Here is an 18,311-nt window from a genome sequence, read left to right as displayed (position 1 = left end):
GATTTATTCGTCTTAAGCAGATGTCCGGATGTGCGGCCTTTATCACCGAGAGTCAAAACACTCAAACAGCTCGCTCACGATTTTTCGGCCTCAACACCAACCACAACGCCCCCCCAATCAACACCCCCCATACACATGCGCCATCGACAACGGCTCCCCCAGCAACAACGCCCCCCACAACACCCCAAACGGCGGAATCATAAACGTCACCGTCATCGACTTAACCGGTCCAATCGAGGTCAGCAGCCTGAAGTACAGGATGTAGGCAAACGCCGTACACACCAGCCCCAGCCCCAGCAACGACCCCCACACCTGCCATCCACCCCAGCTCGCCGGCGGTTGGCTGATGGCGCTGTAGGCAAAGAACGGCAGCAGGAACAGGGTGGCGCCAAGCATGCTGCCCAGGGCTGATAGGCGGCTGTCCAGACCACCGCGCTGATCCAGCCAGCGCCGCGCCAGGAACCCGGCAAAGCCGTAACAGGTGGTCGCGAGCAAACAGGCCAGTGCACCCGTCAGCAATTCCAGGTCAAACGCCACCGGCCCGGCGCGGGTCAGCACGCCCACACCGAACAGTCCCAGACATACTCCGGCGATTTTCGACGGTGTGAGACGTTCGCTGAAGAACAGCCCGCCAATCAACACGCCCATCAACGGTGTGGTGGCGTTGAAGATCGCCGAGTAACCCGCCGGCAGCACCTGGGCCGCCACCGAATACATGGTCGCCGGAATGCCGGAGTTGATCACTCCCAATAGCAACACAGTCCTGAACTTGCCTTGAAAATCCCAGTTCACCCGCATCACCGCCAAAATCACTAGCAACCCGGCTGCGGCGATCGATACGCGGAAAAACGCCGTCGGCACCGTGCCGATCTCGGGCGCAATGATGCGCATAAACAGGAAACTCGCGCCCCAAATGGCGGCGAGCCCCAGCAAGTACAAGGTGTCGACAGGTCTCACGGAATACTCCTACATCAATAAGGCGGCGAGTGTTACACGCCCCCTTTACTGATTACAGGACAAACCGCGCCACCAGCCCATTCAGGTCCACCGCCAGGCGCGACAGTTCCTGGCTGGCCGCTGACGTCTGGGTGGCGCCGGCAGCGGTCTGGGTGGACAGGTCGCGGATGTTAACCAGGCTGCGGTCCACATCGCGTGCCACCAGCGCCTGCTGCTCGGCGGCGCTGGCGATTACCAGGTTGCGCTGGCTGATCTGCGAGATGGCCGCGGTGATTTTCTCCAGGGCGCTGCCTGCGCTGTTGGCGCGTTGCAGGGTGTGGCCGGCCTGTTCGGCGCTGCTGTTCAGGGCTTCGACGGTGTCTTGGGTACCGCGCTGGATACCAGTGATCATCTGCTCGATTTCTTCGGTGGAGTCCTGGGTGCGCTGCGCCAGGGAGCGCACTTCATCGGCCACCACCGCAAAGCCACGCCCGGCCTCACCTGCGCGGGCGGCTTCGATGGCGGCGTTCAGCGCCAGCAGGTTGGTCTGCCCGGCGATGCCACGGATCACTTCCAGCACTTTGCTGATGTCCTGGGCCTGCACGGCGAGGCTTTCGGCCTTATTCGAAGCGCCGAGTACTTCGTCCACCAGGTTCTGGATCGACTTGATGGTTTCGCTGATCTGATAGTGGCCGTGCTTGCTGTCCTCGTCGGAGGCCTGGGATGCCTCGGCGCTGGACACCGCATTGCCGGCCACTTCGTCCACCGCCGCGCTCATTTCGGTCACGGCGGTGGCAGCCTGTTCGATCTCGTCGTTCTGCGCTTGCAGGTCACGGGTGCTTTGTTCCATCACCGAACTCATCTCTTCGGCAGCGCAACCCAGTTGCTGCGCCGACTCGCTGATGCCGCGGAGGGTGCCTTGCAATTGCGCCTGCATGGTGGCCAAGGCTGTCAGCAATTGGGCGGGTTCGTCCTTGCCACTGACGGCGATCGGCTGGCTCAAGTCGCCGCTGGCAATGGTGCGTGCCACAATCAGCGCCTGGTCGAGGGGGGCGGTGATGCTGCGGGTCAGCAGCCACGCCAGCAGTAAGGTGGCGGTCAGCGCGAGCACAATGATTGAGCCGACGATCCACTGCGCGCTGGAATAGGTCTGTGCGGCTGAATCCACAGCGGTTTGCACACCGCTCTGGTTGAAGGTAATCATGTCCGTCAGGCTTTTGTTGAGGATCACACCCTGTGGCGCGAGGCGGCTGTTGAGCAGGTCGATGGCGTCTTGTTGCTGGTCCTTGTCTACCAGGGCAACGATTTGTCCGACAAGGCTCAGGTAAGCGTTCGCATTACCTTCGAGCTGCGTGAGCATTTCGCGCTCTTCATCGCCGCTGAGCAGGGTTTTGTGATGGTCGAGCAGGGTTTGCAGCTCGGTGTGCTGGCGGGTGATCAGGGCTTTGCTGTTGTCGCGGATCCGCGATTCGTCGGTGGTCGCCAGGCGCAATGCCTCCAGGCGGATGCTGGCGACAATGGCCGCGCTGTCGTGGATGTTCTCGATGCTGGGCATCCACGATGCTTCAATGACCAGAGCGCTTTGCCGCAACTTGGCCATCTGACCAAGGCCAAACATTCCTACAATCACCAGCAAGCTGGCCAAAACCCCAAAACTCAGACTGGCACGCAGACCGATCCTCATGTTCCTCAATGACATCTCAATGCTCCTTGGGCGATTAGAACCTGTTCCCGGATCGGTCTTCGGACCTTGTTAGGGTGGGAGAGGGCGCGCTATATATCAAAGTGCTATCACTGTGGTAATCAGGGTTTCCCTTAGTTGGATCCACAGCGCTGCGCGGTAATCGCGCCCGGCGTTGCGCGCGGTTTTCCAGTATCAACCTGCCAGATCCCGCCATTGCAGGGGTGTGAGTAAAACGCGAAGAGACTTCGGGGTGCGTTTATTGACCGAATGGTCGGATTTAGAAAATTGCAAATAAATGTACGAAATGAACGAAGTTGTACAAGACAGTGCAAGAAATGACTCTTCTCCTGTTCTCGTACACTGGCTAAGCTCAGGGCATCCAGATGCCCGTTCGAGGTTTCCCGCATGTCGCAATCCGCCCTCGCTGTCGCCCAGATGATCCTCGATGGCTTCGACGATTACCGTGAGCACTTCCGCCAGATCACCGATGGCGCTCGTGAGCGTTTTGAGAGGGCTCAGTGGCAGCAGGGGCAGGCGGCATCGGCGGCACGGATCAACCTCTATGAGGAAAAGGTCAGTGAAGTGACTGCGCGCCTGCGCGAACACTTCGATGACGGCACACTGCTTGATATCGACACGTGGCCCGTGGTGAAAAGCGCCTACATCGGGCTGATCGACCTGCGTTTCGACGATGAGCTGTCCGAGACCTGGTACAACTCGATTTTCTGCGGGCTGTTCAGTCATGACCTGATCAGTGACGGCTGCATGTTCATCCACACCACCCGGCCCAGCCTGCGCCGGGCACGGGCCGCGCAGACGCGCACGTACACGCCCGCCGGGAACATCCCGCAAATGCTCGCGCAGATCTTTGCCGACTACCGTTTCAGTGAACCTTACGCGGACCTGGCAAGCGACCTGCACCGCCTCGAAACCCAACTGCGGGAAAACCTGCCGGACTGGGTGTGCAAGGACCCGGACCTCAAGGTCGAGCTGTTTTCCTCGGTGCTCTACCGCAACAAGGGCGCCTACCTTGTAGGACGCATCTATACCCGCGACGAACAATGGCCGCTGGTGATTCCCCTGTTGCACCGTGAAGGGCAGGGCATCCAGATCGACGCGTTGATCACCGACGAAGCTGAGGTGTCGATCATCTTTTCGTTCACCCGCTCCTACTTCATGGTGGATGTACCGGTGCCGGCGGAATTCGTCGGCTTTCTCAAGCGTATCCTGCCGGGCAAGCACATCGCCGAGCTGTACACCTCCATCGGTTTCTACAAGCACGGCAAGTCGGAGTTTTACCGCGCGCTGATCAACCACCTGGCGACCACCGATGATCAATTCATCATGGCCCCCGGCGTGCGTGGCATGGTCATGAGCGTATTTACCCTGCCGGGCTTCAACACGGTGTTCAAGATCATCAAGGACCGCTTTTCGCCGTCGAAAAACGTTAACCGCGCCACGGTGATCGAGAAGTACCGCCTGGTTAAGAGCGTCGACCGGGTCGGGCGCATGGCCGATACCCAGGAGTTCGCCGACTTCCGTTTCCCCTTGAGTAAATTCGAGCCCGAATGCCTGGCCGAACTGCTGGAAGTCGCCGCCGGTACCGTCGAAGTGGAAGGCGACACCGTGTTGATCCGCCACTGCTGGACTGAACGACGCATGACCCCGCTCAACCTCTATCTCGACAACGCCAACCCCGCCCAGGTGCGTGAAGCCCTGGAAGACTACGGCCTGGCGATCAAGCAACTGGCGGCGGCGAATATCTTCCCCGGCGACATGCTTTTGAAGAACTTCGGTGTCACCCGCCACGGCCGTGTGGTGTTCTACGACTACGACGAAATCTGCTTTCTCACCGAGGCCAACTTCCGCCACATCCCCGCGCCGCGCACCCCCGAGGATGAAATGGCTTCGGAACCCTGGTATTCCATTGGCCCGCTGGATGTATTCCCCGAGGAGTTCCCGCCGTTCCTGTTCGCCGATGCTGGCCAGCGCAAGCTGTTTGATGAGCTGCATGGCGAGCTGTACAACGCCGATTACTGGAAAGGGCTGCAGGAGGCGATTCGTGCCGGTAAGGTCATCGACGTGTTCCCGTACAGGCGCAAAGACCGCGATAACGAATGAGGGGCGCACGCTTTGGCGGTTTTCTGCGACAATCCGCCCCCTGCATAAATAGACGACCTATACGTACCTGATGACTGATCAAGCGCCCGCTATCGACCAATTGCTGAACAACCTCGACCACGCCATGCTCGCCGACCGCCACCGCTTGCGGCGGCAGCTGCTTGAGCTGCGCAAGAAGCCCGACGAGGAAAAGTTGGCGCAGTGGGTTGCGCGCATGCAGGCGTCCTGCGCCCAGGTCACGGCGCGGCGTGCCAGCCTGCCGGTGATCCGTTATGACGACAGCCTGCCGATCGCGGCCAAGCGCGATGAAATCAAAGAGGCGCTGAACAAGCACCAGGTGCTGATCATTGCCGGCGAGACCGGTTCGGGTAAAACCACCCAGTTGCCGAAGATCTGCCTGGAAATCGGGCGTGGCCAGTTCGGCCTGATCGGTCACACCCAGCCACGCCGGATTGCCGCGCGTAGCGTGGCCAGCCGCGTAGCCGAAGAGCTGGCCACGCCCTTGGGCGCGCTGGTCGGCTATCAGGTGCGCTTCGAAGACCAGAGTGACTCCAATACCCTGATCAAGCTGATGACCGACGGCATCCTGTTGGCGGAAACCCAGAACGATCGCTACCTGGAACGCTACGACACGATCATTGTCGACGAAGCCCACGAACGCAGCCTGAACATCGACTTCTTGCTGGGCTACCTGAAAACCCTGCTGCCGCGTCGCCCGGACCTGAAGGTCATCATCACCTCGGCGACCATCGACCTGGAGCGCTTCTCCAAGCATTTCGACGATGCGCCGATTGTCGAGGTGTCGGGCCGTACTTTCCCGGTGGACACCTGGTATCGCCCGCTGACCCTGGAACAGGATGAAGAAGGCAACCGCGTCGAGGACGACTTGACCGTTGACCAGGCGATCCTCGCCACCCTGGATGAAATCGCCGCCTATGAGCGCAGCGAACGGCGCAGCCCCGGCGATGTGCTGGTGTTCCTGCCGGGAGAGCGTGAGATTCGCGACGCTGCCGAGATGCTGCGCAAGGCCCAGCTCAAGCACACCGAAATCCTGCCGTTGTATGCGCGCCTGTCGCCAGCCGAACAGCAGCGCATCTTCCAATCCCACCCGGGGCGTCGCGTGGTGCTGGCGACCAACGTTGCGGAAACCTCGCTGACCGTGCCGGGCATTCGTTATGTGATCGACAGCGGCACCGCGCGCATCAGCCGTTACAGCTACCGCGCCAAGGTGCAGCGTCTGCCGATCGAGGCGATCTCCCAGGCCAGCGCCAACCAGCGTAAAGGCCGTTGCGGCCGGGTCGAGCCGGGCATTTGCGTGCGCTTGTACAGCGAAGAGGATTTTATCGGGCGTCCGGAGTTTACCGATCCCGAAATCCTGCGCACCAACCTCGCCGCAGTGATCCTGCAGATGCTGCACCTGCGCCTCGGCGAGATCACCGATTTCCCGTTTATCGAACCGCCGGACGGCAAGGCCATCAGCGACGGCTTCAACCTGCTGCAAGAGCTGTCGGCGGTGGACCGCAACAGCCAGCTCACGCCACTGGGTCGCCAATTGGCACGCCTGCCGGTGGACCCGCGCATGGGCCGCATGCTGCTGGAAGCCGCCAAGCTCGGCAGCTTGCAGGAAGTACTGATCGTCGCCAGCGCCATGTCGATCCAGGACCCGCGCGAGCGTCCGCCGGAACGCCAGCAAGCCGCGGATCAGGCTCACGCACAGTGGAAAGATCCGGATTCGGACTTTGCCGGGCTGGTCAATCTATGGCGCGGCTTTGAAGAGCAGCGCCAGGAACTCACCGCCAGCCCGCTGCGCAACTGGTGCCGCAAGAACTTCCTCAACTACCTGCGCTTGCGCGAGTGGCGCGATTCCCATCGTCAGTTGAGCCTGATCTGCCGCGACATGCAGCTGACGGTCAACAAAGAGCCGGCGGACTTCCCGAAACTGCACAAGGCGGTGTTGTCCGGGCTGCTCAGCCAGATCGGCCAGAAAACCGAAGACGGCGATTACCTCGGCGCGCGTCAGCGCCGCTTCTGGATTCACCCGTCGTCGGGCATCGGCAAAAAGCGCCCGCAATGGCTGATGACCGCCGAACTGGTGGAAACCACCAAGCTGTATGCGCGCATGGTCGCCAAGATCGACGCCGACTGGATCGAGCCGCTGGCTGGTCACCTGATCAAGAAAAACCACTTCGAACCCCACTGGGAGAAGAAGCGTGGGCAGGTCGTGGCCTTTGAGCAGATCACGCTGTTCGGGCTGATTGTGGTCGGGCGTCGCCCGGTGCATTACGGTCCGATTGACCCGGTGGTGTCCCGCGAGCTGTTTATCCGCGAGGGCCTGGTGCGTGGCGAGATCCAGTCGCGGGCCAAGTGCCTCACGGCCAACCAGCAACTGCTGGAACAGCTCGACGAGTTGGAAGCCAAGGCGCGCCGTCGTGACATTCTGGCGGACGAAGAAACCCTGTATGCCTTCTACGACGCGCGGTTGCCGGCCGAGATCCACCAGACTGCGACCTTCGACAGCTGGTACAAAATCAACAGCCAGAAAGACCCACAACTGCTGATCATGCGCGAAGAGGACGTGCTGGCCCGCGAAGCCAGTGAAGTCACCGCCGCGCATTATCCGGACACCCTGCACCTGGGTGACCTCGAACTGGCGTTGAGTTACCACTTCGAGCCCAACCACCCGCGTGATGGCGTGACCTTGCGCGTGCCGGCACCGTTGCTGCCGGCCTTGCCACCCGAGCGTCTGGAGTGGCTGGTGCCGGGGGTGATCGAAGCCAAGTGCATTGCCCTGGTGCGCAACCTGCCCAAGGCCCTGCGCAAAAACTTCGTGCCGGTGCCGGACTTCGTCAAGGCCGCGCTGCAACGCATCGAGTTCGGCCAGGGTTCGTTGCCCCAGGCGCTGGGGCGCGAGTTGCTGCGCATGACGGGTGCGCGGGTCAGCGATGAAGCCTGGGCCGAAGCCGCGCAGCAGGTGGAAAGCCACCTGAAGATGAACCTGGAAGTGGTCGACGGCCAGGGCAAGTTCCTGGGTGAAGGCCGCGACCTGGCCGAACTGACCGCGCGCTTTGCCGAGGCCAGCCAGGCCGCGCTGGCAGTGCCGCAAACCGCGAAAAGCCAACAGCCGGTTGAAGCCAAGGTGTTTGCGGCGGTGGCGGAAAAGACCCAGCAGAAGATCGCCGGGCTGTCGATGACGGTGTATCCGGCGTTGGTGGAAGAAGGCGGCACGGTCAAAGAGGGGCGCTTCTCCACCGCTGCCGAAGCTGAATTCCAACATCGCCGCGCCTTGCAACGCCTGCTGATGCAGCAGTTGGCAGAACCGGCAAAATTCCTGCGCGGCAAATTGCCGGGCTTGACTGAGCTGGGCCTGATGTACCGCGAGCTGGGCCGCATCGATGCGTTGGTAGAAGACATCCTGCTGGCCAGCCTCGACACTTGCGTACTCGAAGGCGAAACCAACCTGCCGCGTGATGGTGCCGGTCTGGCTGCCTTGGCCGAGCGCAAGCGCGGCAGTTGGACCGAACACGCCGAGCGCCTGGCGCGCTTGACCCTGGATGTGCTGAAACTGTGGCACGGCCTGCAAAAACGCTTCAAAGGCAAGATCGACCTCGCCCAAGCCGTGGCGCTGAACGACATCAAGCAGCAACTGAGCCACCTGGTGTACCCAGGTTTCGTGCGGGAAACCCCGGCGCACTGGTTCAAGGAGTTGCCGCGTTACCTCAAGGCCATCGAGTTGCGCCTGGAGAAACTGCCGAGCCAGGTGCAAAAGGACCGGGTGTGGAGCGGCGAACTGGCCGGCTTGTGGACGCACTACGAAAACCGTCTGAAAAAGCATGCCCAGGAAGGCAAGCGCGATCCTCAGCTGGAGCTCTATCGCTGGTGGTTGGAGGAATACCGGGTGTCGTTGTTTGCTCAGCAACTGGGCACCAAAGTGCCGATTTCCGACAAGCGCCTGAGTAAACAGTGGAGTTTGGTGGAGGCCTGAGATCGTTCCCGGTCTCAAGGACGACGCAGGTCCAATGTGGGAGTGGGCTTGCTCGCGAAGGCGGTGTGTCAGCCATACATGTAGCGACTGACACACCGCCTTCGCGAGCAAGCTCGCCCCCACACTCGATTTAGGGTGCTCCGGTGAATGCAGTGTTTATTGGGGATATGGCGCCAAAACCCTGGGTTTGTGGCAAACTTCGCGGTTATAAATGCCGGGATCGTCGTGAAGGGCTGCGACGCGATGGAATAAAGCGATGCCAGTTTGATGTCCGCTGGGCGGGATCGAACTACTTATAGTTTGGTACGACGGTACCAATATCTTCTGCCTGACAGATTTAGAGGAACGACCGTGCATAACGTCGTCATCAGCGGCACTGGCCTGTACACCCCGGCCAACAGCATCTCCAACGAAGAGCTGGTGCAGTCTTTCAATGCCTACGTGCATCAGTTCAACAGCGACAACGCCGCCGCCATCGAGCGCGGTGACGTGCAGCCGCTGACTGAATCCAGCGCAGCCTTCATCGAAAAAGCCTCGGGCATCAAGAGCCGCTTTGTGATGGACAAGGACGGCATTCTCGACCCGCAGCGCATGGCCCCACGCCTTCCCGAGCGCAGCAACGACGAATGGTCGGTGCTCTGCCAGATGGCCGTCGGCGCCGCCGAACAAGCCCTGCAACGCGCGGGCAAGACCGCCGCCGACATCGACGGGGTGATCGTCGCCTGCTCCAACTTGCAACGTGCCTACCCGGCCATCGCCATTGAAGTCCAGGAGGCCCTGGGTATCGAAGGTTTTGGTTTTGACATGAACGTGGCTTGTTCCTCGGCCACCTTCGGCATCCAGAACGCGGCCAACAGCATCCAGCTGGGCCAGGCGCGGGCGATCTTGATGGTCAACCCGGAAGTCTGCACCGGCCACCTGAATTTCCGCGACCGCGACAGCCACTTCATCTTTGGTGACGCGGCAACGGCCGTGGTGCTGGAGCGCGCCGACCTGGCGACTTCCGAGCATCAGTTCGACGTGGTGAGCACCAAGCTGCTGACCAAGTTCTCCAATAACATCCGCAACAACTTCGGCTTCCTCAACCGCGCCGCGGAAGAAGGCATCGGCGCGCCGGACAAGCTGTTCGTGCAGGAAGGCCGCAAGGTGTTCCGCGACGTGTGCCCGATGGTGGCCGAGCTGATCGGTGTGCATTTGGAAGAAAACCAGCTGAACGTGGCCGATGTGAAGCGCTTCTGGCTGCACCAGGCCAACCTGAGCATGAACCACCTGATCGTGAAGAAACTGCTGGGCCGCGAAGCCTCGGTGGAAGAAGCGCCGGTGATCCTCGATACTTACGCCAATACCAGTTCGGCGGGCTCGGTGATCGCCTTCCACACCTATCAGGATGATTTGCCCAAGGGCTCCGTGGCGGTGCTCAGCTCGTTTGGCGCGGGCTATTCAATCGGTAGCGTGATCCTGCGCAAACGCTAAGACAATCGAGGTCTTGAATGGCAGCAGCGGACGACGCGCACCTGCTTGAACGGCTGCTCAAGGGTGAGCAGCGGGCCTACAAGGAACTGGTCACCACCTACCAAAGCGCCATGCGGGCGGTGGCCTACGCCATCGTCGGCCAGCGTCACGCCGACGAAGTCGTGCAGGACGCCTGGCTGTCGGTGGTGCGCAACCTGGCCAAGTTCGAAGGGCGTTCCAGCCTCAAGACCTGGCTGCTGACCATCACCGCCAACGCCGCCAAGGGGCGCTACAAGCAGAATCGTCGCGAAGTGTTGCTCGACGACCTGCCTTCGCCCCACGGTACCCTTGGTGATGACCGTTTCTCCCCCGATGATGGTCACTGGGCCGTTGCCCCCTACGCCTGGCACCAGGACACCCCGGAAGCCCTGCTGACCGAGGATGAACTGCGCAAATGCCTGGAGCATACGTTGCTGAGCTTGTCTGAGTTGCAAAGCAGCGTGCTGGTGTTGCGTGAGCGCCAGGGGCTGGAGTTGGAAGAGATTTGTAATCTTCTGACGCTGTCGCTCTCCAATGTCCGTGTGCTGTTGCATCGAGCGCGGCTTAAAGTCTTCGCCACGGTGGAGCATTTTGAGGAAACGGGCGAATGTTGACCTGTAAAGAACAAGTGGCACGTTCCAGTGACTATCTCGATGGGCAATTGACCTTTCGCGAGCGTCTGCTGGTGCGTCATCACTTGATGTTCTGCCCGAACTGTCGCCGGTTTATCCGCCAGATGCGCCTGATGCAGGCGACGCTGAAGATCATGCCGGATGAGCCGGTAGAGGGTGTGGAGGCCTTGGCGCAGCGTCTGGCTGACGAGCGGCTCAAGCATCACAAAGACGGGGAATAAGCAGGCTCGCGTGGGTAGAGCGAACGGATGATGGGGAGCGATCCACCCACGCAAGACGGGTTCTGCCACCTCGGGCCGTCCTGGCCCAAGGTTTTCAACACTGAGCGTTAGAACTTGGCTTCTGCATCGAGCTGCAGGGTGTTGGTGTTCGCATCACGCTGGGTGCGGCTGGCGTAGTCGGCCTTGGTCAGGAAGTAGGTGGCACCGAGAGCGAAGTTCTTGTCGATGTCGTAGCTGACCTTCATCTTATGCCCGCGCGAACCGGTGGTGCCGTTGGCGAAGTCCGAGTCGGTGAAGGCACCCACCACGGCATTACGTTGAATGTCGCGGTAGTTGTAGTCCAGGTTGAAACCGAACACCTTGGACTTGGCGCCGATTAGCCAGGCGGTGTCCTGGTCGGTCACGGCATCGTTGTTTTTCACGTACTGGCCGTAGAACGCCAGCGGTACTGCCAGGCCGCCGATGTCGGCTTGGGCAAAACCTTCATACAAACGGAACTGGTTGTCGGCCGAGTTACCGTTGACCGCCAGTGCGCAAGGCGTGGTGGTGGTTGTGCAACGGCTGTCCTTGTCGTTCTGGTAGGCGTAGACGCTGCCGCCCAGGGTCATTTTCAGGTTGTCGGTGACCGAAAAGCGCGTCCCCAACTGGCCAGAGGTCAGGCGCAGGTCGTGGCGGAATTGCACGCCGTCGCCGTCGACGTTGTCCTTGAGGTTGTAGTTACCGAGGCTGCCGAACAGCTCGGCACTGCTGCCCAGTGGGTATTTGTAAGTCAGGGCCAGGCCTTCAGGGTTGATGTCGCTATCCCAGATGACGTCGCCCATGCTCACCCACGGTTGCAGCATTTTGCCGCCGATCACGTGCAGGTTCTTGATCTGGTCCGGGTGATAGTCGATGTAGCCGAGGTCCAGCCAGATCGACTTCTTGTCGAAGTAGTTGTCCTGGTCCTGGTTGGTCGAACGAGCATCGTCGCTGCTGCCGGTGGCAATGCGGATGCCCGTGTCGACTTGCGAGTTGATCTCGGTGTAGGCGCCCAGGCGGGCACGGATGCGCTGACGGTCCTTGTCGCGGCCGCCATTGTTGGATTCGCCCTGGATTTTCACGGTTTCCTGGCGGAAACGTACGTCACCCTTGAACTGAGTCTTGGCCGCCCAGGCCAGCTTCTGGTCGAAGCTGCTCAGCTCGTTGGTTTTCTTCGCGGTGGCCGCGATCTGTTCGTTGGTCTCTTGTTGAGCTTGCCGTGCGATCTGCTGTTCTTTCTGGTCTTTGGCCAGTTCGCTTTGCAGTTCGGTGTACTGCGCTGCGGTGATCTGGCCGTTGGCCTTGAGCATGTCGAGCAATTTAGCGTCGACTGCAGCGCTGGCTGGAACGCTCAGGGCCAGTAACAGGCCGCCGCACAGAACCGCCGCAGTTTTAGTGGAAGCAAGACGCATATCAATCTCCGAAAGTGAGGAGGGATGGCTAACCATCCAGGACACAACCGACCGATGACGGACGGAAAAGTAGCCGCCGGGTAGAACCAGGCGCTCTAAAAACAGGCGTCAGTATCACGATCGTTTATGACGGAGCAGTGGCGAAGTGATGTCATCTAGATGACAAATTTTTCATGTTCGGAACTATTGGTTTAGTGCCTTGTCGCGCGAAACGGGGGTGTGCCAAGGCCGGCAATCAGCGATACTCGCCAGGCTTTCACGCGCCAAACCAGTGAGGATGCCGATGCCGTTGCAACGCCTGGACAGCCTGTCCGAAATCGCCCCGCAAACCTGGGACGCACTGGTGCCACAGGCCCAGCCGTTCGTGCGGCACGCGTTCCTGAGCGCATTGGAAGACAGCGCCAGCCTGGGCCCGCAATCGGGTTGGCAGCCGGAGCATTTGTTGCATTGGGAGGGCGATCGGCTGGTGGCGGCGCTGCCCAGTTACCGCAAGTGGCATTCCTACGGCGAATATGTGTTTGATCACGGTTGGGCGGATGCCTGCGAGCGGGCTGGCATTGAGTACTACCCTAAGTTGCTGACTGCCGTGCCTTTCAGTCCGGTCAGTGGGCCACGCCTGCTGGCGGCGAGTGCAGACGAGGGTTTCGAACTGCTGAAAAGCCTGCCGGGTTACCTGGAAATTGAAGGCCTCTCCAGTGCTCACATCAACTTCACTGACGAGCTGGCCGACGCCGCGCTGGCCCAACACCCGGGCTGGCTGCAGCGCCTGGGTTGTCAGTTTCACTGGCAGAACCGGGGTTACCGCGACTTCCAGGACTTTCTCGATGCGCTGAGTTCGCGCAAGCGCAAACAGATGCGCAAAGAGCGCGAACAAGTGGCGGGGCAGGGCATCGACTTCGAGTGGCTGCGCGGCCACGAACTGAGCGAGGCGCAGTGGGATTTTGTCTACGCCTGCTACGCCAACACCTACGCTATCCGCCGGCAATCGCCCTACCTGACTCGCGCGTTCTTCAGCCTGCTGGCCGAGCGCATGCCCGAAGCGATCCGCGTGGTACTGGCCAAACAAGGCGCACGCCCGGTGGCCATGGCCTTCAGCCTGATCGGCGGCGACAGTTTCTACGGTCGCTACTGGGGCTGCCTGGCGGAGTTCGACCGCCTGCATTTCGAAACCTGTTTCTATCAAGGTATGGACTACGCCATTGCCCACGGCCTGCAACGTTTCGACGCGGGGGCTCAGGGTGAGCACAAGTTGATTCGCGGGTTTGAGCCGGTGATTACACGGTCATGGCACTACCTGCGCCATCCGGGTTTGAAGAATGCCGTGGAGGATTTCCTCGAGCGCGAGCGGGTGGGGATCGTGGCGTATGCCGAGGAGGCGAGGACGGCCCTGCCTTATCGGCAGGTGTAACGCTCGGGTCCCGCTGTAGGAGCGTGCTTGCTCGCGAAGAACCAAGACCCCACGTAAAACCAGACCGCCCGCGTTATCCTTGACGTTTTTCGTGAGCACGCTCGCTCCTGCAGGGGGGGCTAGGTCGGTTCCTCCTTGCCCAGCCAGCGGTAGGTGACACCACCGATTACCGCGCCCAGGATCGGCGCGAGCCAGAACATCCACAATTGCTGGATCGCCCACCCGCCGACGATCAGGGCCGGACCGGTACTGCGGGCCGGGTTGACCGAGGTGTTGGTCACGGGAATTGAGATCAAGTGGATGAGTGTCAGCGCCAGGCCGATGGCGACGGGCGCAAGGCCCGGCGGGGCACGGCGGTCGGTGGCGCCGAGGATGATCACCACGAACATGGCGGTCATTACCAGCTCACAGACAAACCCCGCCACCATCGAATAACCGCCGGGCGAGTGCTCGCCATAGCCGTTGGACGCCAAGCCCGACGCCAGTTCGAACCCCGGTTTACCACTGGCAATGAAATACAGCAGCGCAGCGGCGATCGTACCGCCGACCACCTGCGCCACGATGTACGCCGGCAGTTCCCTGGCCGGAAACCGTCCGCCCACGACCAGCCCTACCGACACCGCCGGGTTGAGGTGACAACCGCCGATATGCCCGATGGCGAACGCCATGGTCAGCACCGTGAGCCCGAATGCCAGGGACACACCCAACAACCCGATCCCGACTGCAGGAAACGCTGCGGCCAACACCGCACTCCCGCAACCGCCCAACACCAACCAAAACGTACCTAACCCCTCTGTGATTGAACGCTTGAACAAAGACATGCAACCCGTCCTTGATAGATCGCTCTACCGGATCTGTAAATCAGTGATGCTCCCTGCAGATTTACTTCAGCGCCCGTCTGGGCACTGCACTGATTACAGCACGGTTGCGGCACAAATCCAGAGCATGAAAAAGCGCCAGGGGCCGATGAGTTCGCAAGCCTGGCGCTGAGCGAATGTGGGAGCGAGCTTGCTCGCGAATGCGGAGTGTCAGTCACTGGATGTCTTGACTGATCCAACGCATTCGCGAGCAAGCCCGCTCCCACATTTTTGATTGTGTATAAGCTCGGAATTGTCAGTCGATACCGACAAACCCACCCGTCTGATGCTGCCACAACCGCGCATACAGCCCGCCATGGGCGAGCAATTCGGCGTGGCTGCCGCTCTCGGCAATCTGGCCTTTCTCCAGCACCACCAGGCGATCCATTCGCGCAATGGTCGACAACCGGTGTGCGATTGCGATCACCGTCTTGCCCTGCATCAGGGTTTCCAGACTCTCCTGAATGGCGGCTTCCACTTCCGAGTCCAGCGCGGAGGTGGCTTCGTCCATGATCAGGATGGGCGCGTCCTTGAGCAGCACGCGGGCAATGGCGATACGTTGGCGTTGGCCGCCGGAGAGTTTTACGCCGCGCTCACCGACATGCGCGTCCAGTCCGGTGCGGCCCTCGGAGTCCGACAGCAGCGGGATGAACTCATCGGCGCGCGCCTTGTGCACGGCGGCCCAGAGTTCTTCATCGGTGGCGTCCGGTTTGCCGTACAGCAAGTTGTCGCGGATCGAGCGGTGCAGCAGCGACGTGTCCTGGGTGATCATGCCGATCTGTTCGCGCAAACTTTCCTGGGCAACGTCGGCGATGTTCTGGCCGTCGATCAGGATGCGCCCACCTTGCAGGTCGTAGAGGCGCAGCAGCAGGTTGACCAGGGTCGACTTGCCCGCACCGGACGGGCCGATCAGGCCGATCTTTTCACCGGCCTTGATCTCAAGGTTGAGGCCGCCAATGATCCCGCTCTTCTTGCCATAGTGGAAATCCACCTGCTCGAAGCGCACTTCGCCATGGGGCACGCTCAGGCGCGGGGCATTGTCGCGGTCGATCACGGCCAGCGGCTGGGCGATGGTCTTCAGGCCGTCCTGCACCTGGCCGATGTTTTCGAAAATGCCGTTGACCACCCACATGATCCAGCCGGACATGTTGACGATACGGATCACCAAACCGGTGGCCAGTGCAATCGCGCCCACCGAGATCAGCGACTGCGTCCACAACCACAGCGCCAGGCCGGTGGTAGTGACGATCAGCAGGCCGTTCATGGTGGTGATCACGATGTCCATGCTGGTCACCACGCGGCTGGCCAGCTGGGTTTTTTCGGTCTGCTCGATGATCGCTTCCTTGGCGTATTCCTGCTCATAACGGGTATGGGCGAACAACTTCAAGGTGGTGATGTTGGTGTAGCCGTCGACGATGCGGCCCATCAATTTGGAGCGCGCTTCGGAAGAAATCACCGAGCGTTCCTTCACCCGTGGCACGAAGTAGCGCAGCGCCAGGCCGTAGCAAATGATCCAGGTCACCAGCGGGATCATCAGACGCCAGTCGGCTTCGGCAAACAGCACCAGGGAACTGATGGCGTAGATCGCTACGTGCCAGATCGCATCCACCGCCGCCACCGCAGAGTCGCGCAGGGAGTTGCCGGTTTGCATGATGCGCTGGGCAATACGCCCGGCGAAATCGTTCTGGAAGAAATTCAGGCTCTGCTTGAGCACGTAACTGTGGTTCTGCCAGCGGATCAGGCTGGTCATGCCGGGGCTGATGGTCTGGTGCACCAGCAGGTCATGCAGGGCGCCGAAGATCGGGCGCAGCAGCAAGGCGACCACGGCCATCCAGATCAGCTCGGTGCTGTGAACCTGGAAGAAGTCTGCGGGCGGCGTGCCCTGGGCCAGGTCGATGATGCGACTCAGGTAGCTGAACAGCGCGACTTCGATCAGTGCACCGATCAGGCCCACCACCAGCAAGGCGGCGAAGTGCGGCCACACCTGGCGCAGGTAGTAGAGGTAGAAAGGCAGGACTTTGTCGGGCGGGGCGGCGCTGGGGGCGTCGCGGAAAATATCGATCAGTTGTTCAAAACGACGATAGAGCATTAGGTATGACCCGCGTGGCGGGCTCTCCTTTCAAATGCGCGCGCGGCCTTGTGGGCTGCGCGCGGAACTACCTGCTACCTCAGTCGATGCGCTTGGCCGACTTGATGTACACAGGATCGATTGGCACGTTCTGCATGCCCTGCTTGGTAGTGGTCTGCGAATTGACGATCACATCAACCACGTCCATGCCCTTGACCACCTTGGCGAATACGGCGTAACCGGCATCACGACCCGGGTCGAGGAAGGCATTGTCGGCGACGTTGATGAAGAATTGGCTGGTGGCCGAGTTCGGGTCATTGGTGCGCGCCATGGACAGGGTGCCACGTACGTTATGCAGGCCGTTGCTGGCTTCGTTCTTGATCGGGTCCTTGGTTGGCTTTTGGGTCATTGCCTGGGTGAAACCACCGCCCTGGACCATGAAACCTGGGATTACGCGGTGGAAGATCGTGTTGGTGTAGAAGCCGCTGTCGACATAGGCCAGGAAGTTCTTGGTGCTGATCGGCGCTTTGACCGGGTCCAGTTCGATCTCGATGTCGCCATTGGTGGTGGTGATCAATACGTGGGGCGCCTTGGCTGGCTCGGCGGCCATCAGGTTGGCGGCGAACAGAACAGAACCGGCAAAGAAGGCGATTTTTTTCAGCATGGGTCAGTGATCCAGGGTAGTGGTTTCGACTGTCTTTAGAAAATCGAGCAAGGTTGCGTTAAAGACTTCGGGTTGGTCCAAGGGCGTGGCATGGCGGGAATCCTCGATCACCACCAGTCGCGCATTGGGTAGCAGTTTTACATAGTTTTCTTTCTGCGCCACAGGGGTGTAGTCATGGTCGGCGCTGATGACCAGGGTTGGACAGGTGATTCTGGAAAGTCGTTCCTGCACGCCCCAGCCCACGATTGCATCGAAGCTGGCGAGATAAGCACGTTTGTCGTTTTTTGCCCAGCGTTCGGCCATCTTGCGGCGCAGGTCGGCCTGCTGCGGCTTGGGAAACAAGCGGTCGCCCAGCGCCTTACCAATGGTGGCCAGGCTGAATACACGTGCCAGGCTCCAACGTTTAGCCCATTGCCAGTAGTCATCGGCACTGCGCACCTTCACCTCCGGTGCGCTGTTGACGATGCACAGGCTCTTGACCTGTGCGGGTTCATCCACCGCCAGTTGGAATGCGATCATGCCGCCCATGGACAAGCCCACCACGTGGGCGGCTGGCAGGTCCAAGTGTTCGATCAGCGCCAGCAAATCCAAGGTGAAGCCCTGAATGCTGTAGCGTTCTCGCGGTTTGTCCGAGCGTCCGTGACCCCGTACATCCACCACGATCAGGCGGTAATGCCTGGCCAACACTGGAATCTGCAGCTCCCAATCCTGGCTGCTGGAGCCCAGGCCGTGGATCAGGATCAGCGGCGTACCGTGGCCGTATTCCTCATAGTGCAGGCTGCATCCTTCGTGGTCGAACCAGGCCATGCATGAACTC

At 60.8% G+C, this 18,311-nt stretch carries 12 protein-coding genes and 1 pseudogene; 6 read left to right on the top strand and 7 right to left on the bottom strand.

What is annotated here, in order from left to right; all coding sequences use genetic code 11:
* Positions 1 to 61: 61 nt before the first annotated feature.
* Positions 62 to 957, bottom strand: a pseudogene (locus AB4N92_RS04385) (DMT family transporter).
* Positions 958 to 1,009: 52 nt separating this feature from the next.
* Positions 1,010 to 2,635 carry a methyl-accepting chemotaxis protein gene (locus AB4N92_RS04380; protein ID WP_236266882.1) on the bottom strand — a complete coding sequence of 542 codons (1,626 nt, stop codon included), beginning with the start codon at positions 2,633 to 2,635 and terminating at the stop codon, positions 1,010 to 1,012.
* Between the two features lie 390 nt (positions 2,636 to 3,025).
* On the opposite strand from AB4N92_RS04380, the gene aceK reads away from it, so the two are divergent.
* The 5 genes from aceK to AB4N92_RS04355 all read left to right on the top strand — a co-directional run bounded on the left by aceK (position 3,026) and on the right by AB4N92_RS04355 (position 11,067).
* Complete coding sequence (gene aceK, locus AB4N92_RS04375; protein WP_021490891.1) at positions 3,026 to 4,741, top strand: bifunctional isocitrate dehydrogenase kinase/phosphatase; 1,716 nt, start codon at positions 3,026 to 3,028, stop codon at positions 4,739 to 4,741.
* Positions 4,742 to 4,811: 70 nt separating this feature from the next.
* A complete protein-coding gene (hrpA, locus tag AB4N92_RS04370) occupies positions 4,812 to 8,723 on the top strand; it encodes an ATP-dependent RNA helicase HrpA (protein WP_042571890.1) in 3,912 nt (1,303 codons plus the stop codon).
* A 351-nt stretch (positions 8,724 to 9,074) separates the two neighbouring features.
* Complete coding sequence (locus AB4N92_RS04365; RefSeq protein ID WP_010208605.1) at positions 9,075 to 10,196, top strand: beta-ketoacyl-ACP synthase III; 1,122 nt, start codon at positions 9,075 to 9,077, stop codon at positions 10,194 to 10,196.
* 17 nt (positions 10,197 to 10,213) lie between these two features.
* Positions 10,214 to 10,828 (top strand): RNA polymerase sigma factor, encoded by a 615-nt coding sequence (locus AB4N92_RS04360; protein WP_010208606.1) that lies wholly within the window; start codon positions 10,214 to 10,216, stop codon positions 10,826 to 10,828.
* Positions 10,822 to 11,067 carry an anti-sigma factor family protein gene (locus tag AB4N92_RS04355; RefSeq protein ID WP_010208608.1) on the top strand — a complete coding sequence of 82 codons (246 nt, stop codon included), beginning with the start codon at positions 10,822 to 10,824 and terminating at the stop codon, positions 11,065 to 11,067. The genes AB4N92_RS04360 and AB4N92_RS04355 overlap by 7 nt, the downstream gene beginning before the upstream one ends.
* Positions 11,068 to 11,174: 107 nt before the next feature.
* Here AB4N92_RS04355 and AB4N92_RS04350 read toward each other — a convergent pair whose 3' ends face one another.
* Positions 11,175 to 12,497, bottom strand: a complete 1,323-nt coding sequence (locus AB4N92_RS04350; RefSeq protein WP_010208610.1) for a putative porin — start codon at positions 12,495 to 12,497, stop codon at positions 11,175 to 11,177.
* A 283-nt stretch (positions 12,498 to 12,780) separates the two neighbouring features.
* Between AB4N92_RS04350 and AB4N92_RS04345 the strand changes: the two genes are divergently transcribed.
* Positions 12,781 to 13,905: a GNAT family N-acetyltransferase gene (locus AB4N92_RS04345; protein WP_010208611.1), complete on the top strand. Its 1,125-nt coding sequence runs from the start codon at positions 12,781 to 12,783 to the stop codon at positions 13,903 to 13,905.
* 119 nt (positions 13,906 to 14,024) lie between these two features.
* Here AB4N92_RS04345 and aqpZ read toward each other — a convergent pair whose 3' ends face one another.
* From aqpZ to AB4N92_RS04325, 4 genes are all read right to left on the bottom strand, one after another.
* Entirely contained in the window at positions 14,025 to 14,726 is a 702-nt protein-coding gene (aqpZ, locus tag AB4N92_RS04340; RefSeq protein WP_236266883.1) for an aquaporin Z, read from the bottom strand.
* 292 nt (positions 14,727 to 15,018) lie between these two features.
* Positions 15,019 to 16,851, bottom strand: a complete 1,833-nt coding sequence (locus tag AB4N92_RS04335) for an ABC transporter ATP-binding protein (RefSeq protein ID WP_010208613.1) — start codon at positions 16,849 to 16,851, stop codon at positions 15,019 to 15,021.
* 79 nt (positions 16,852 to 16,930) lie between these two features.
* Positions 16,931 to 17,494 (bottom strand): peptidylprolyl isomerase A, encoded by a 564-nt coding sequence (locus tag AB4N92_RS04330; protein ID WP_010208614.1) that lies wholly within the window; start codon positions 17,492 to 17,494, stop codon positions 16,931 to 16,933.
* A 3-nt stretch (positions 17,495 to 17,497) separates the two neighbouring features.
* Positions 17,498 to 18,301: an alpha/beta fold hydrolase gene (locus AB4N92_RS04325; RefSeq protein ID WP_236266884.1), complete on the bottom strand. Its 804-nt coding sequence runs from the start codon at positions 18,299 to 18,301 to the stop codon at positions 17,498 to 17,500.
* Positions 18,302 to 18,311 lie beyond the last annotated feature (10 nt).

This window comes from Pseudomonas sp. S3_A09 (assembly GCF_054668065.1).
Note: the sequence above shows the minus strand (reverse complement) of the source record. Positions and strands in the feature narration are given on the sequence as shown.

Excerpts from the sequence above, each read along its gene's own strand:
- aqpZ (WP_236266883.1), bottom strand. The coding sequence starts at position 14,726 with ATGTCTTTGTTCAAGCGTTCAATCACAGAGGGGTTAGGTACGTTTTGG.
- aceK (WP_021490891.1), top strand. The coding sequence starts at position 3,026 with ATGTCGCAATCCGCCCTCGCTGTCGCCCAGATGATCCTCGATGGCTTC.
- AB4N92_RS04355 (WP_010208608.1), top strand. The coding sequence starts at position 10,822 with ATGTTGACCTGTAAAGAACAAGTGGCACGTTCCAGTGACTATCTCGAT.
- AB4N92_RS04330 (WP_010208614.1), bottom strand. The coding sequence starts at position 17,494 with ATGCTGAAAAAAATCGCCTTCTTTGCCGGTTCTGTTCTGTTCGCCGCC.
- hrpA (WP_042571890.1), top strand. The coding sequence starts at position 4,812 with ATGACTGATCAAGCGCCCGCTATCGACCAATTGCTGAACAACCTCGAC.
- AB4N92_RS04325 (WP_236266884.1), bottom strand. The coding sequence starts at position 18,301 with ATGGCCTGGTTCGACCACGAAGGATGCAGCCTGCACTATGAGGAATAC.
- AB4N92_RS04345 (WP_010208611.1), top strand. The coding sequence starts at position 12,781 with ATGCCGTTGCAACGCCTGGACAGCCTGTCCGAAATCGCCCCGCAAACC.
- AB4N92_RS04350 (WP_010208610.1), bottom strand. The coding sequence starts at position 12,497 with ATGCGTCTTGCTTCCACTAAAACTGCGGCGGTTCTGTGCGGCGGCCTG.
- AB4N92_RS04380 (WP_236266882.1), bottom strand. The coding sequence starts at position 2,635 with ATGTCATTGAGGAACATGAGGATCGGTCTGCGTGCCAGTCTGAGTTTT.
- AB4N92_RS04335 (WP_010208613.1), bottom strand. The coding sequence starts at position 16,851 with ATGCTCTATCGTCGTTTTGAACAACTGATCGATATTTTCCGCGACGCC.
- AB4N92_RS04360 (WP_010208606.1), top strand. The coding sequence starts at position 10,214 with ATGGCAGCAGCGGACGACGCGCACCTGCTTGAACGGCTGCTCAAGGGT.